The organism is Vibrio sp. WZ-1 (genome assembly GCF_052037695.1).
Taxonomy (GTDB): Bacteria; Pseudomonadota; Gammaproteobacteria; order Enterobacterales; family Vibrionaceae; genus Vibrio.
This window is the reverse complement of the sequence record NZ_JBQEQR010000064.1, coordinates 50,592-64,949: the sequence shown is the minus strand read 5'-3', so window position 1 is coordinate 64,949 and position 14,358 is coordinate 50,592. Positions and strand designations below refer to the sequence as shown.

The following is a 14,358-nucleotide window of genomic DNA, read 5'->3' as shown; positions in this document are numbered from 1 at the left end:
AGTGCCGAATTTAGTAGGATAAAAACAACATCATAAATCTAGGAGGTATTATGAAAGTCATCATCTTACATGGTCTTTATATGCATGGGCTGGTCATGCAGCCTCTTAGCCAAAAGTTGCGAAAACTGGGTTATGAAACCCAAGTGCTGAGCTACAACACAGTCTCTATAAATGAAGAAACCCTGTTTGATTCGATAGATAACGGACTGAGCCCGGATACAACTAATGTATTGGTTGGCCACAGCTTGGGCGGTTTAATGATTAAACGTTACCTCGCAAACAGAAGGCCATCTACCAATCTTGTCTCTCACGTGGTGGCAATTGGCTCTCCGCTCAAAGGGGCGTCCATTGTTACTCGCATTCAAGATCTTGGCTTGGGTGCAATACTTGGTAACTCGCCATATCATGGTTTGAATAAGCATGATGATATTTGGACTTTCCCACAAAAACTCGGCAGCATTGCCGGCACGATGGCAATTGGCGCGAGACCTATCTTGATGCACAAAGACAATACGATGTCTGACGGTACGGTTACTGTTGATGAAACGCGTTTGGAAGGCATGCAAGATCATATTGAGACCAAACAAACTCATACTAGCCTTATCTACAACACCTATGTACCAGCGCAGATTGACCACTTCATTAAAACTGATCGTTTTAGCCGATAGCGCACTTTTCCATCAAGTAGTTGCAATCTACTTTTCAAGCCAAGTCGTTCACAGTACTATCTCTACTCCGACAGCTCCATTGAGCGTTGGAGTTTTACTTCTGACCTTATAGGTTGGATTCAATGTTCTCAGGGCGGGGCGAAATTCCCCACCGGCGGTATACTCTTTTGAGTGAGCCCGCGAGCGCTCGATTCGTCGAGGTCAGCAGATCTGGTGAGATGCCAGAGCCGACGGTTATAGTCCGGATGAAAGAGAATAAGAATACATCAGCGTGTTCCCTCAACGTTTTTTGTTGATCGACTCTGATGCGCTTCTTTTTAGATCGCGTTTTCTACTGCGCGGGTTTATGCCATTCTCAGGCAGATAACTCATTGCGCAATTAAACGCAACGATCTCTCATACCGCCCTGATTCTGGTGATATTTAGGAGTTAACCATGAATCAGTCATCACTACTTGCCGAATTTGGCGACCCAATTACTCGCGTTGAAAACGCACTTATCGCACTTAAAGAAGGCCGTGGCGTACTTCTTCTTGACGATGAAGATCGTGAAAACGAAGGCGACATCATTTATTCCGTAGAGCACCTGACTAACAAGCAAATGGCGCTAATGATCCGCGAATGCAGCGGTATTGTTTGTTTGTGCCTAACCGATGCTCAAGCAGACAAACTGGAACTGCCACCAATGGTTGTGAACAACAACAGCGCAAACCAAACCGCTTTCACGGTTTCTATTGAAGCTAAGCAAGGCGTAACGACTGGCGTCTCTGCCGCTGACCGCGTAACGACCATCAAAACAGCTGCTAACCCAAATGCAAAACCAGACGACTTGGCTCGTCCTGGTCACGTCTTCCCACTGCGTGCTCGCCCAGGTGGCGTAATGACGCGCCGTGGTCACACAGAAGGCACTATCGATCTGATGCAAATGGCGGGTCTACAGCCTGCTGGCGTGTTATGCGAGGTGACAAATCCAGATGGCACTATGGCAAAAACACCAGAGATCGTCGCGTTTGGTCGTTTACACAACATGCCAGTACTCACTATCGAAGATATGGTTGCTTACCGTAATCAATTTGACTTGAAGCTAGCGTAATCAACGCACATTTGCTCTAGCCAAAAGCCGCTGAACTCAGCGGCTTTTTTGATCGATTTGGTTCCTTTTCTAGTAGTTATACTTAGTAAAAACAAAAGGAATCAACATCATGAAAGGAATCACTCGCAGCGCACTTATCGCGACACTACTCTCCACCAGCTCTCTCGCTTTTGCATCGAGTTGCCCAGACATCTTGCAAGGCAAGCAAAGGCTTCTCAATTCAACGGAAGAAATAGATCTATGTGAGGCCTTTAAAGGAAAAACTCTGCTAGTCGTGAATACCGCAAGCCAATGTGGTTTCACTCCACAATACGAACAGTTAGAACAACTGCATCAAACCTACAAAGACAAAAGCTTTGCTGTTGTAGGTTTTCCAAGTAATGACTTTCGCCAAGACCATGGTAGTGAAGAGAAAACCGCAAAAATTTGCTACCTCGACTATGGTGTCTCCTTCCCGATGATGGCTCGAACTTCTGTCCTTGGTGAAGACGCAAACCCTGTATTTTCTGAAATTAGCACCCAAGCGGGAGTTACACCGAAATGGAACTTCTATAAGTTCTTAATCAACAAAGAAGGCAAAGTCGTCGCGACCTTTCCAAGCTCAACGTCCCCAACAAGTACTACGCTTATTAACATAATTGAACAACAACTTTAGGGAAGGCTGCCATGGCGACCACACGTACGACAATGCTGCAGTTAGGGTATTTAGGACTGCTACCATTTCTGTTTAGCTTGGTTCTCATCCTCACAGAAAGGACCCTATTCAACTTATCTGGGGAGCAGTTTTTTATTGCTTACAGTGCAGTAATTTTGAGCTTTCTTTCTGGCGTGCTCTGGGGCAATGCTATTGACCATTTCTATCATCGCTTGAGCCGCAATGCCTTGGTACTCAGTAATTTATTTGTGCTGCTTGCTTGGGGAGCATTGCTGCAAGGTAACAAGCATTATGTCATTGCAACCCTACTGCTAGCAGCTGGCTACATCGCGGTTTGGTATGCAGAAAAACTCATTCGAAAAGTAGAAAAAGAAGCAGAGCCAAAGGGTTATCAAATGATGAGAGGCAAGCTTACAACTGGGGTTGTGCTCATGCATGGGCTGGTATTGATAGTATAAGCTGGTCTGTCCACCTACCAGATCACAAAAACAAGCACATTATATAAAACAGAGCTCATTTCGTGAAGCGTACGTAATTTTGAACACCGTTTCGTTTTAATTATGAACGGATGCACATATAAGTATTTTAAAAGCATTCACAAAGGAAATGAATATGTTTTTCCGTAAGTTTCTATTTGGTGCAGCTCTCATCAATATGACTTCTGGTTGTGTTTCCTATCAAGCACAGCAGGCCGCGGTAAATACCGTAGGCGTAACGAGCAAAGTACTGACAAACGTCGTAAAAACAACGGTTACTCAACCATGTAGTGCTGTCGTAACGGCAGCAAGCTTGTTCTATCCACATGCCATATTTATGACTAGCGTTCCAACAACGGTTTGTGCGAGTGCAGTCCGTTAAAAGTAAGGCGACCATTGAGGTCGCCTTTTTTGTCTCGTCAATTATAGAGTCAATAGATACATTACTAAGTCGTTGTACTCATCGTAACTGCGGATCTCATTTGGCAGCACAATGTATTTATTGTTTACAAGTACACCAGGAACGCCAGTTAGCGTACTTTGCTTGAACTGCTTATCGAAACCTTTCTGCATTGAGTTAACTGCGAAGCTGTTGTAAGCCGCATCGAACTTTTTAGCATCGACACCATTATCCACAAAGATCTGCTTCAACTCTGCTTCATCCTTAGGTGCTTTGCGCTCTTGATGAATTTGAGCAAACATCGCAGGAACCATTGTTTTCTCTACGCCTAGTGACACCATCGTGGCGTAAGACTTAGCCATTGGAATGGCCATATCACTGCCCATAAATGCCACGTGAACTTTTTCGAAACTTGCGTCTTTTGGTAGTGCTGGTTTTAAATTGTCGATCACAGCCTCAAATTTGTAACAGTGTGGACAATAAAATGAAAAAAACTCCGTCACCGTTGGTTTCGTTGCTTTTTCAACATCTAGCACTTTGTAGTGCTTACCTTCTTCAAATTGAGCTGCATGGGCTGTGAATGCCAGTAATAGGGTGCTGCATAGCGCAAATAGCTTTTTCATGTTTGATTCCTTTTGGCACACGAGTGCCTTATTCATTAATTTACGAGTAATAATTCCAGCAAAGCTGGTTCGGATGAATGGGAATCAAACTATTGGAGGCCGATAAGGCTTATAAACCACTGTTACCACTTTTGGTGTGGGTGATTTAGCGATCAGTGCAAGGCTATGTGGTAACAAGATGACATCATCTTGCAATACGTTAGTTGGGATTTTTACGATACAAGAAGAACTACAGCTCGTATGTGGTTGGTGCCCTTTCGATGCCAAAAGATCATTAGGGTGAGACTCAATAGAATCAACACCCAGCTGTTGATGAAGCTCAATGGCTCGATCGTGACTTAAGCTCTCTTCAGTCAACGCAGTTGCCGCACGCACACTTGACGCTATGCCCGTTAGCAACATAGCTAATAGACAAAACATTATCGTGAAAAATGTACGATTGAAACTCAGCATATAACTTCTTCAACATATGGCGAGTGTTCATAATACAGAATCCACCTATTCGTACAAGGGAGAAGCAGACTAACTCCTTCACAAACCAGAGAATTCCGACAATCTATACCGACTGCAATTCGAATAAAGCTTGAAATCACTATGAAACACGAGTAATAGTTAGATCAGTTTTTGTACAAACAAGGAAAGATTAATGCTTAAAAAGAGATTTTTTAAAACTAAAGATGAAGTCGAAGTCACTTTCGAGCTAGACAAAAACCAGTGGGAATCGATTCAAATTGCAGGCGATTTTAACAACTGGCAACCAGAACCAATGAAGCTTGTGAAAAAAAGTGGACAATTTAAATTTAAAACGCGCTTGCCGAAGGAACAAAACATCCAGTTCCGTTACCTATTCAACGAAGCTGAGTGGGATAATGACCCACAAGCAGACGCTTACGTACCTAATGGCTTTGGTAGCGATAACAGCGTCGTCTGTACCCAACAGCAACCAGCATAAGCAGTAACATTGTCGAAAAACTAAGGCGCATTAGATGCGCCTTTTTTAGTGCTTAATTTTCATTAGCTTACCATCAATTGTTGCCATATAACAACAGTGTTTTACCTAAAGTAATATATATCAACAAAAGTCATTTCCTTAATATAACCACATCGCAGCGAGACAGATGCTCTCAAACAAAAGCTGCTCTCAAACAAAAATACTGAGGAAACAAAAGATGAAAAAACTGATTGTAATCACAGGTGCAAGTTCTGGTATTGGTGAAGCGATTGCACGCCGTCTAAGTGATGAGGGCCATCCACTTCTTCTTCTTGCTCGTCGTGTGGAACGTTTGGAAGCGCTAAACCTGCCAAACACACTATGTGAAAAAGTTGACGTAACAGACAAAGCTTCATTTGAAGCAGCGATCGCTAAAGCAGAAGAACAGTTTGGCCCAGCAGATGCGCTAGTAAACAACGCAGGTGTGATGCTACTTGGTCAAATCGATACTCAAGATGCATCGGAATGGAAACGCATGTTTGATGTTAACGTTTTGGGTCTGCTAAACGGCATGCAGTCAGTGTTAGCACCAATGAAATCGCGTAACAGCGGTACTATCATTAACATCAGCTCGATCGCAGGTAAGAAAACTTTCCCAGATCACGCGGCGTATTGTGGTACTAAGTTTGCGGTTCACGCTATTTCTGAAAACGTTCGTGAAGAAGTTGCAGCATCAAACGTTCGTGTTACTACGATTGCACCAGGCGCGGTAGAAACTGAGCTGCTGTCTCACACCACATCACAAGAAATCAAAGATGGCTACGGTGCGTGGAAAGAAGACATGGGTGGCGTTCTTGCTGCTGATGACATTGCTCGTGCAGTTGTATTTGCTTACCAACAACCACAAAATGTTTGTATCCGTGAAATTGCGTTAGCACCCACTAAGCAACAGCCTTAAATACTAAGGTTTCAATACGGTTCAATAGGAAAAAGGCGACTTCAACGTCGCTTTTTATCTTTGGTAATCAGCACTCTTCGGTAAAAGAATCAATCGTCACACTACCGCCAGAAACCGCATCTTTATAATAAACATAACATTTCTTATACCACACTTTATCTTGGGTGAAGCCGATAAATGCTTCCCGCCCACCAGCATCGCTGCCTTTATTAGTGATATAAACCTGCCCTTCATCGATTGTAAAGCTACGCAAAATGTTATCTTTGTGAGCTGTCGGATAACCATTGCAAGTATAAATATCATCAATGTAGGTGTAACACTGCCCTTGCACTCCTTCCACAACAGCTTTGGTGAAGACAATATCAGAGCCTGTTTTCATGATGGCTTCAATTTCTCTCAGCTTCGCAACTCTGCTATCACTGAATAAGCCCAAAATACGAGGTGTCGTGGCAATTGATACAAGAGCTAAAACGACGACGACCACTACCAACTCAAGTAAGGTAAAGCCTCTATTGCCCATGACATACTCCTCTTCATCCTGTCGGGAAAACCAATGACGTTCATTATTCCATAATGGTTTGATTAAGGTGTAAGCGTTTGTAAGTTAATAGGTTTTAAGCGATATACTTGTAATTAACCTTGAGGTGCTTAGTTCAGCGAGAATGACTTGGTTTGAAGGCAAGGCAACAATTTGAATACCTAGTGGTTCTCCATCGAAAATTGTTAACGAAGCATTTGAACCAAGACCACTACTATTAGAAAATAGGGCCCTTCGGGAGCGTATTACTAATCGATTGTGTCTTTTCCGTAAATCCAATCAGTATGGTTTATAAATAGAGCATAACGAATTCTGTTTATTGAAATAATCCGCAAATTTGTTTAAGTTTCAGAAATAACTCATACCTACAGCATCACAACTATGAACACACAAGATTCAAAGCCATCTCTCATCATCGTCGAAGATGATCCAAAGCTACAGACAATGCTAAGTGAGTACTTCAGCCAGCAAGGGTTTGAAGTGAGCGGTATAGATAATGGTACAGATGCGCCTGAGGCTATTATCGAGGGCCAACCCGATCTGGTGCTACTTGACCTAATGCTTCCTGGACAAGATGGTTTGAGCGTTTGTCGACAAGTTCGCGATTGCTACAAAGGTAAGATCTTAATGCTTACAGCAAGCGATGATGACTTTGACCACGTTGCCGCATTAGAAATTGGGGCTGATGATTTCGTCACAAAACCAATCAAACCTCGTGTACTGCTTGCTCGTATTCGAATGTTGTTACGTAGGAAAGAGCTTTCCGGAATCGAATCCGATATCAGCGTTGAAGTCGGCGTATTGTGCTTGAATCGCTTACGCAAGGCATGTGCCCTTAACAAAGAGCCAATAGCACTTACCGATGGTGAATTTGATCTTCTTTGGGTACTCGCAACCCGTCCTGAACAAACCCTTTCTCGCGAGTGGCTCACTAAAACACTTCGTGGCATCGAGTACGATGGAACTGATCGTACAATCGACAACCGCATCGTAACTCTACGGAAAAAACTTGGTGACAGTACTACCCCACCACAAAAAATTATTACCGTTCGTGGAAAAGGATACCTTTTCATGCCTGACGCGTGGAATGCGTAATGAAACGAATTTACTTGGAGAGCTTAATCGGCCTCATTGTTCTATTCTTCGCAAGTTTAGTTGGGTATGAAGTCATCGTTTATCAACTCAGTACTGATTACGATTACTTGCTCGAAGAACATCAAGCGCAAGCTTTCCATGAGTTTATTTACCCTGTGTATCAAGAAAAGGGAGAAGCCTACACGGTACAGCAATTGGAAAAGTTTGCTAAATCAAGCCATATGTTATTGATTGCGGAAGAAAAGACTCACCTTCCTCAAGAAATTCAGCAAGCGTTTGATCACAACCCATCAATCAATACCGCATTCGATGATGAACGAGACTTGTGGTTTCGATTTGAACCTGGCTCTCCCGTATTTAAATTCAGTGAAAACCCTAACAGCCCCATTATCCAAGCAATTAATTTTGACGACAATATCGTTTGGTTGTTCTTTCTTGGTGGCTTTGCGCTGTACTGTGTTCTTCTCATTTGGTTTTTAAACCGCCGTGTCCGCGCATTAGAAAAAGTCACCGTAGAGTTCGCATCCGGAGATTTCAATGCTCGCGCTGACACATCAAGTGCCAAGTCAGTGGGAACGCTTAACCAAAGCTTTAACGACATGGCAGAGAAAGTATCTCGACTGATCACCAGTAATAAAATGCTCACCAATGCCGTCGCACACGAACTTCGTACTCCGATATTTCGACTTCAATGGCAAGCTGACTTACTTGCCGACGCCTCTCTCACTGAAGAACAAAAAAAATACGTCAATAGCATCGTTGAAGATATTGATGACATGGAAGACATGGTCGAAGAACTCCTGTACTACGCCAAGATGGAGAGACCTAACGCAGAAATTCAAACCTCCCCCATAACACTGGTTAGCTTTCTTCAATCCCGATTGCCAAAGTGGCAGCGGGACACAAACATATCTATTGAAATCGATGATACAGATACCCAAGACACCGTGATCTCAGCCGATCCAAAACTTCTATCTCGCGCATTAGATAACCTACTTCGAAACGCTATGCGTTATGCCAATAGTCTCATCGTATTGAACCTGATCGAGACATCAGAACATCATTGTATACAAATCCATGATGACGGTTGCGGGATAGAAGAAAAAGATTGGCCTCATTTGTTCGATGCTTTTTATAGTGCCGATAAATCACGTAATAAAAGCACCAGTGGCTTCGGGCTCGGCCTTGCGATCGTAAAGCAGATCATCGAATTGCAGCAAGGAGAAGTCTCCGTCTCTCAAAGTCCACTGGGCGGTGCGTGTTTCACGATTTGCTTTCCAAAATAGACTAATCCGCAAACCTTCGATCTTCATTACAAAAGACGACACTTCAATACAATCACAAGACAGAGCAAAAAAATAAAACAGTGTACATTTACTCCATTAATTCATCGTAATAATGGTTCACTAAAATGTATAGACCACTTCTTCTAATCGCTCTTTCATCAAACCTTGTTGCTTGTGCATACAACCAGCAACCTGTTGTTGATATGACTAATGTCGATCAAGCCCAATATGAACAAGATTTTAAATACTGCCAAAGCTACGCAGAAAAAGTAGACAAAAGTGAAGCTGCAAAGGCAGAAGCTCAAAATGGTGCCGTCACGGGTGCACTGATCGGTGCTGTCGCTGGCGTACTTGAAGACGGAGTGGGTGGCGCTGTCGTAGGCGCAGCAGCAGGTGGGGCTGTTGGCGCAGGTGCGGGTGCACTGGGCGGAGCAAATGACTCAACAAAAACCCAATCTCTAGTACTTCGCAAGTGCCTTGCCAATAAAGGCTACACCGTTTACGACCTAGAATCTTAATTTATAAACACGCATCAATTGCACTCAACGCTAGATTGAAGTTGTAAATTTCACAAATATTTCACGCTCAATCATTTATTTTCTAAATTGCAATTTGATGCCTTTTATTCGAGGGAAGCTTCTCCTCCCCCCTCTTTGTGAACGCAATAATAGGCAATAATTTGAAACCAGGTAAAACAGGTATACGCCGGGTCGTGGACGCAACCGGTTATTCACTTCAAGGATTGAAAGCCGCGTGGATTCACGAAGCCGCTTTCAGACAAGAACTCGTGTTAACACTAGTTCTGTCTCTCTGCACACTTTTGCTTCCCGTGACGAACTTAGAACGCATCATGATGATTTGCAGCCTATTACTGGTTGTGATTGTCGAACTCATAAACTCCGCCATAGAAGCGGTAGTCGATCGTGTCAGCGATGATTGGCATGAACTTAGTGGTCGAGCCAAAGACATTGGCTCCGCAGCAGTCTTTGTTGCGCTTTTTCTTGCTCTTTTTGTTTGGGCTTCGATCTTGCTGTAGTACCAGATTAGTACCATAAAATTATGAAGAAAATTACATTTCCATACAAAGGTATCTCTTACGTTACCTTTACGTTATTTCTCGCATTGTACTTTGCTCTTGTAGTGAACATTCCCATTTACAAGGAACTTACACACATTCTCTCTGGTTTGGATGAGGTCAAAATCGGCTTCATCATTACTATTCCAATTTTCTTCTTCGCCGCATTAAACTTTTTGTTTAATTTGTTCAGCTGGCCTTGGCTGAGCAAACCATTTTTCAACGTACTTTTGGTTGTCTCTAGCATGGTTAGCTATGCAAGTTATAACTACGGTACGTTATTTGACACCGACATGATCACGAACATCGTTGAAACGGACACCAGTGAAGCGAGCTCATACCTGAGTGCGTATTCAGTTATCTGGACTTTGTTGATGGGCGTAATTCCAGCAATTTTGGTATTCAAAGTTAAGCTACAACCTCTTAGTGGGCAGTGGCTCCGCTTCGTTTTAACTAAAGTCGTATCGATGTTAGCCTCTCTGGCAGTTATTGCAGCTATCGCGGGGCTCTACTATCAAGACTATGCTTCGGTAGGTCGAAACAACAGCTATTTGAAAAAAGTCATCATCCCGACCCAATACGTCTATAGTATTTCAAGCTACGTAAAAGCGAAATACCTTACTACTCCTGAGCCCTACCGAGAAATTGGACTTGATGCCAAGCAATCACCAACAGCTCTACAACAGGCAGAAACCAAGCCTACCTTACTTGTCTTTGTTGTTGGTGAAACCGCTCGCACACAAAACTATCAGTTAAATGGTTATGATCGCGAAACTAACCCATATACCAGCAAGTTGGATGTTGTGTCATTCAAAGACGTTGCCTCATGTGGTACTGCAACGGCGGTATCTGTCCCTTGTATGTTCTCTCAACTGACCCGAAGCGACTTTGACCGTAGCCGTGCAGATAACCAAGACAATGCTTTGGATATTATGCAACGTGCAGGTATCGATTTACTGTGGAAAGAAAATGATGGTGGCGACAAAAGTGTTGCCCACAACATCACAAAAATAGAAGTAGACAGAAGCCAGAAAAACAAATTGTGCAATGGCAGCACTTGCTATGATATGGCCTTGCTGAACAACTTAGATGATCAGATCTCAGGTATGAAAGGTAACCGAGTGGTCGCAATGCATCTTATTGGTAGTCACGGACCAACCTACTTCCAGCGCTACCCTAAAGATAAAGCATTTTTCCAACCTGATTGCCCACGTGCAGATATCGAAAACTGTAGTGTTGATCAGATCGTTAACACCTATGACAACACTATTCGCTACACAGACTTCGTGCTGTCTCAAACTATCGCCAAGTTAAAGTCACTTGAAGACAAATACAATACGGCGATGATTTATGTCTCGGACCATGGCGAATCTTTGGGTGAAAATGGTTTGTTCTTACATGGTATGCCTTATGGCTTGGCGCCTGACTTCCAAAAGCGCGTACCTATGGTACTTTGGATGTCTCCAGGCTTTAAGCAAGCCAAACACATCAATAGCGATTGCTTGCAACAAGAAGCGCAGCAAACTGCAACGCACTCACACGATAATGTCTTCCACTCACTTTTAGGCATTATGGATATCAAAACCAATGCGTACGATGGTAAATTAGATATTTTTAAAACCTGTCGAGACTCTTAATTCAAGATAAGACAGTAAAAGCCTGACCCATTCAATGAGTCAGGCTTTTTTGTGACACCTTACACCGAGAATTCTTAGCGGGTTCAGCTATACCTAAGTAACCTAGATCTGTTTGGTCCCGCAAAAACACCTTGGAAACAGCCCCCTATTCCACGGCATCGTATTCCTCAAACTTGAATCAGTGACTCATTCTGAGTCCCATATTTTGGGGTCACTTGGGTATATAATGTTTAGCCCGCTAACAAACGAAGAAGAACCAAATGAAAATTGGCATCATTGGCTTGGGCGACATTGCTCAAAAAGCTTACCTTCCTGTTATCACTCAAATTCCAAATGTTGAGCTGGTATTTTGTACCCGCAATGCAAACGCACTCAACGCACTTGCTCAACAGTATCGAATCACAGAAACCTGCCAAGACTATCAGCAACTGGTTGGCATGGGCGTAGATGCGGTCATGATTCACGCTGCTACTAGCGTTCACCCTCAAATTGCCGCTTTCTTTTTGGAACAAGGTATCCCTACTTTTGTCGACAAGCCTTTGGCAGATAGCGCTGCTGAAGTAGAGAAACTCTACGGTATTGCTGAGCGCGTGAAACAGCCTCTGTATGTTGGTTTCAATCGCCGTCACATTCCGCTTTACAACCAGCATATGCAGGGCGTACAGCAAGGCGAACTATCGGGCTTAAAATCACTACGTTGGGAGAAAAACCGTCATCAATTGCCGGGGGATATTCGTACCTTCATTTTCGATGACTTTATCCACCCTCTCGATAGTGTGAACATCACTGCCAAAGTAGATCTGAAGGACGCTTACATCACTCACCAAATGGATGGAGACCAATTGGCTCGTCTCGATATTCAATGGCAACACGATGAGACGCTACTACATGCATCAATGAACCGCCATTTTGGTATCACCACAGAGCGTGTCCAAGCGTGCTATTCAAACAAAGCGATGGAGTTTGATTCGTTTGTTGAAGGGAAACTGTGGCAAGACAATCAGGAGCAGAAATTGAGCTTAAAAGATTGGACGCCAATGCTGACCAGTAAAGGTTTCCACGCCATGTTATTGGATTGGTTTGAAGTCATTCAGTCAGGAAAAATCGCTCCCGAGGTTATCCAGCGCAATATTGCTAGCCACCAGCTTGCAGAAGCGATTTGTCAGCATATTGAACAAGTGATTCACGGTTAATAATAAAACCAGCCGCTTTTTATGTTGACCTGTTTAACAGTCAGACGCATGCATGAAACGCATACATTACTTCACTTTTTATCATTTGTGTCATTTAAGACTTATCTCTACACTTCGCGCTCATTTTTCTACTTGAGCGCACAATGCATGCTTTTTTCTCAATCCATTTTCGCTCAGATGCTGAGAATGTCCGTCATGTTAGGACTGTCTTTAATCATCGTCCATAACTCTCCTAGGTTGTTGGAGATATTGGCAGAGCAAGCCATTAATAGTGGCTGTCACCAAACCACAGGTGACGGCGCGCATCATGATCATTCTCATCATCACCATCATTAATAAGAGCAAACTATGAGTATTTTCCGATTTCCAATTCTTGTTTGGCTTGGAATAGGGATTTTGATTATTTGTCTAGGGATCAGACAATCATTCGGCATTTTCATGATGCCAATTTCTGACTACTTCCATACTGGTCGCGAGTTCTTCAGCTTTGCTATTGCATTGCAAAACTTGTTGTTTGGCGTATTTCAGCCGTTTGTTGGTATGGCTTCAGACCGTTGGGGTGCAAAGCGTATCATTATTTTAGGTGCCATTTCTTACGCTTTAGGTCTATACCTGACTTCCATCGCTGTTGAGCCAACCATGATGTATCTATCACTTGGCGTTTTGGTCGGTTTTGGCTTAAGCGCGACTAGCTATGTGATCGTTCTCGGTGCTGTGGCGAAAGTTGTTCCAGCACAACACGCAGCAAAAGCATTTGGTTTGACGACAGCAGCAGGATCATTCGGTATGTTCGCCATGATCCCTGGAGCCCAAGCGCTACTGAGTGATTTTGGCTGGCAAGGTGCTCTTCAAGCGTTTGCTGTGCTGTGTAGTTTTATGGTGATGTTTGCGTTGTTCATGAAAACGGCGAAGCCACAAATGAGTAACACTGCAAATGCGCAAGAAGACACACAAACTCTAAAAGAAGCATTAGCAGAAGCTTTCTCTCACAAAGGCTATTGGCTAATCCACGCTGGCTTCTTTGTCTGTGGCTTTCACGTAATGTTCATTGCGACTCACCTGCCGAGTTACTTAGCCGACAAAGATTTACCCGCATCAACGGCAGCGATGGCGCTAGCGTATGTCGGCATTTTCAATATCTTCGGTTCGTACTTCTGGGGGGTAATGGCAGATCGCTTTAACAAACGTTATGTTATGTCTGCGCTGTATTTGATGCGCACAGTGGTGATTGGTGCTTTTGTTACGCTACCTGTCACCGAGCACACCGCTGCTATCTTTGGTGGTGCGATCGGCTTTTGTTGGTTAGGCACCGTACCACTGACTTCTGGCTTAGTTCGTCAGATCTTTGGTGCTCGTTACCTTTCTACCTTGTACGGATTAGTGTTCTTCACCCATCAAGTGGGCAGCTTCTTAGGCGCTTGGGTTGGTGGTCGTATTTATGATTACTACGGTTCATACGATCCAATCTGGTGGTCAACGGTTGTGTTAGCGTTTATCGCGGCGCTGATTCACCTACCTATCAATGACAAGCCTGTGCCGCGCTTGAACTTGGCTACCGCATAATCTGAGAGGCTCTCAACGCTTACCGTCGAGAGCCTTTTCTCTTTCCCCATCAACAATTCGTCTGCTTTCCCTCAATGGACTTGGTATTCTCATCAATGATTGCTTATTTAAGATAGAATGAGCCCATTCATCTTCTGTTAAGATTTGTGTGACATACTTAACGAAAGC

The 14,358-nt window shown here is 43.5% G+C and carries 18 protein-coding genes and 1 riboswitch; of the genes, 15 read left to right on the top strand and 3 right to left on the bottom strand.

Features of this window, described 5'->3' with window-relative positions:
* Positions 1-50 precede the first annotated feature (50 nt).
* From ACTS60_RS07625 to ACTS60_RS07605, 5 genes are all read left to right on the top strand, one after another.
* The gene (locus ACTS60_RS07625; protein ID WP_440887751.1) at positions 51-668 is read left to right on the top strand and encodes a triacylglycerol lipase; all 618 of its coding nucleotides are present in this window, start codon (positions 51-53) and stop codon (positions 666-668) included.
* A gap of 120 nt (positions 669-788) precedes the next feature.
* Positions 789-929: riboswitch (FMN riboswitch) on the top strand.
* A gap of 174 nt (positions 930-1,103) precedes the next feature.
* Positions 1,104-1,760, top strand: coding sequence for a 3,4-dihydroxy-2-butanone-4-phosphate synthase (gene ribB, locus ACTS60_RS07620; RefSeq protein WP_440887750.1), 657 nt, complete (start codon positions 1,104-1,106; stop codon positions 1,758-1,760).
* A 109-nt stretch (positions 1,761-1,869) separates the two neighbouring features.
* Positions 1,870-2,415 carry a glutathione peroxidase gene (locus ACTS60_RS07615; protein ID WP_440887749.1) on the top strand — a complete coding sequence of 182 codons (546 nt, stop codon included), beginning with the start codon at positions 1,870-1,872 and terminating at the stop codon, positions 2,413-2,415.
* 11 nt (positions 2,416-2,426) lie between these two features.
* Positions 2,427-2,873: a DUF3429 domain-containing protein gene (locus ACTS60_RS07610; RefSeq protein ID WP_440887748.1), complete on the top strand. Its 447-nt coding sequence runs from the start codon at positions 2,427-2,429 to the stop codon at positions 2,871-2,873.
* Between the two features lie 154 nt (positions 2,874-3,027).
* The gene (locus tag ACTS60_RS07605; RefSeq protein ID WP_440887747.1) at positions 3,028-3,273 is read left to right on the top strand and encodes a hypothetical protein; all 246 of its coding nucleotides are present in this window, start codon (positions 3,028-3,030) and stop codon (positions 3,271-3,273) included.
* A 41-nt stretch (positions 3,274-3,314) separates the two neighbouring features.
* Here ACTS60_RS07605 and ACTS60_RS07600 read toward each other — a convergent pair whose 3' ends face one another.
* Positions 3,315-3,914 carry a thiol:disulfide interchange protein DsbA/DsbL gene (locus ACTS60_RS07600; protein WP_440887746.1) on the bottom strand — a complete coding sequence of 200 codons (600 nt, stop codon included), beginning with the start codon at positions 3,912-3,914 and terminating at the stop codon, positions 3,315-3,317.
* A gap of 84 nt (positions 3,915-3,998) precedes the next feature.
* Positions 3,999-4,367: a hypothetical protein gene (locus ACTS60_RS07595; RefSeq protein WP_440887745.1), complete on the bottom strand. Its 369-nt coding sequence runs from the start codon at positions 4,365-4,367 to the stop codon at positions 3,999-4,001.
* A 193-nt stretch (positions 4,368-4,560) separates the two neighbouring features.
* On the opposite strand from ACTS60_RS07595, the gene ACTS60_RS07590 reads away from it, so the two are divergent.
* Positions 4,561-4,866, top strand: a complete 306-nt coding sequence (locus ACTS60_RS07590; RefSeq protein WP_440887744.1) for an isoamylase early set domain-containing protein — start codon at positions 4,561-4,563, stop codon at positions 4,864-4,866.
* 217 nt (positions 4,867-5,083) lie between these two features.
* Complete coding sequence (locus ACTS60_RS07585; RefSeq protein WP_440887743.1) at positions 5,084-5,803, top strand: SDR family oxidoreductase; 720 nt, start codon at positions 5,084-5,086, stop codon at positions 5,801-5,803.
* Between the two features lie 67 nt (positions 5,804-5,870).
* Here ACTS60_RS07585 and ACTS60_RS07580 read toward each other — a convergent pair whose 3' ends face one another.
* Positions 5,871-6,323: a prepilin-type N-terminal cleavage/methylation domain-containing protein gene (locus tag ACTS60_RS07580; RefSeq protein ID WP_440887742.1), complete on the bottom strand. Its 453-nt coding sequence runs from the start codon at positions 6,321-6,323 to the stop codon at positions 5,871-5,873.
* A 399-nt stretch (positions 6,324-6,722) separates the two neighbouring features.
* On the opposite strand from ACTS60_RS07580, the gene ACTS60_RS07575 reads away from it, so the two are divergent.
* The 8 genes from ACTS60_RS07575 to ACTS60_RS07540 all read left to right on the top strand — a co-directional run bounded on the left by ACTS60_RS07575 (position 6,723) and on the right by ACTS60_RS07540 (position 14,190).
* On the top strand, positions 6,723-7,436 hold the full coding sequence (locus ACTS60_RS07575; protein WP_440887741.1) for a response regulator: 714 nt from the start codon (positions 6,723-6,725) through the stop codon (positions 7,434-7,436).
* Complete coding sequence (locus ACTS60_RS07570) at positions 7,436-8,722, top strand: ATP-binding protein (RefSeq protein WP_440887740.1); 1,287 nt, start codon at positions 7,436-7,438, stop codon at positions 8,720-8,722. The genes ACTS60_RS07575 and ACTS60_RS07570 overlap by 1 nt, the downstream gene beginning before the upstream one ends.
* A gap of 125 nt (positions 8,723-8,847) precedes the next feature.
* Positions 8,848-9,240 (top strand): glycine zipper family protein, encoded by a 393-nt coding sequence (locus ACTS60_RS07565; RefSeq protein WP_440887739.1) that lies wholly within the window; start codon positions 8,848-8,850, stop codon positions 9,238-9,240.
* A 161-nt stretch (positions 9,241-9,401) separates the two neighbouring features.
* Entirely contained in the window at positions 9,402-9,758 is a 357-nt protein-coding gene (locus ACTS60_RS07560; protein WP_440887738.1) for a diacylglycerol kinase, read from the top strand.
* Positions 9,759-9,781: 23 nt separating this feature from the next.
* A complete protein-coding gene (locus tag ACTS60_RS07555) occupies positions 9,782-11,434 on the top strand; it encodes a phosphoethanolamine transferase (protein WP_440887737.1) in 1,653 nt (550 codons plus the stop codon).
* Positions 11,435-11,694: 260 nt separating this feature from the next.
* Positions 11,695-12,627: a Gfo/Idh/MocA family protein gene (locus tag ACTS60_RS07550; protein ID WP_440887736.1), complete on the top strand. Its 933-nt coding sequence runs from the start codon at positions 11,695-11,697 to the stop codon at positions 12,625-12,627.
* Between the two features lie 186 nt (positions 12,628-12,813).
* Positions 12,814-12,963 carry a hypothetical protein gene (locus ACTS60_RS07545; protein ID WP_167381297.1) on the top strand — a complete coding sequence of 50 codons (150 nt, stop codon included), beginning with the start codon at positions 12,814-12,816 and terminating at the stop codon, positions 12,961-12,963.
* 12 nt (positions 12,964-12,975) lie between these two features.
* Positions 12,976-14,190: an MFS transporter gene (locus ACTS60_RS07540; protein ID WP_440887735.1), complete on the top strand. Its 1,215-nt coding sequence runs from the start codon at positions 12,976-12,978 to the stop codon at positions 14,188-14,190.
* The last annotated feature ends 168 nt before the right edge of the window (positions 14,191-14,358 follow it).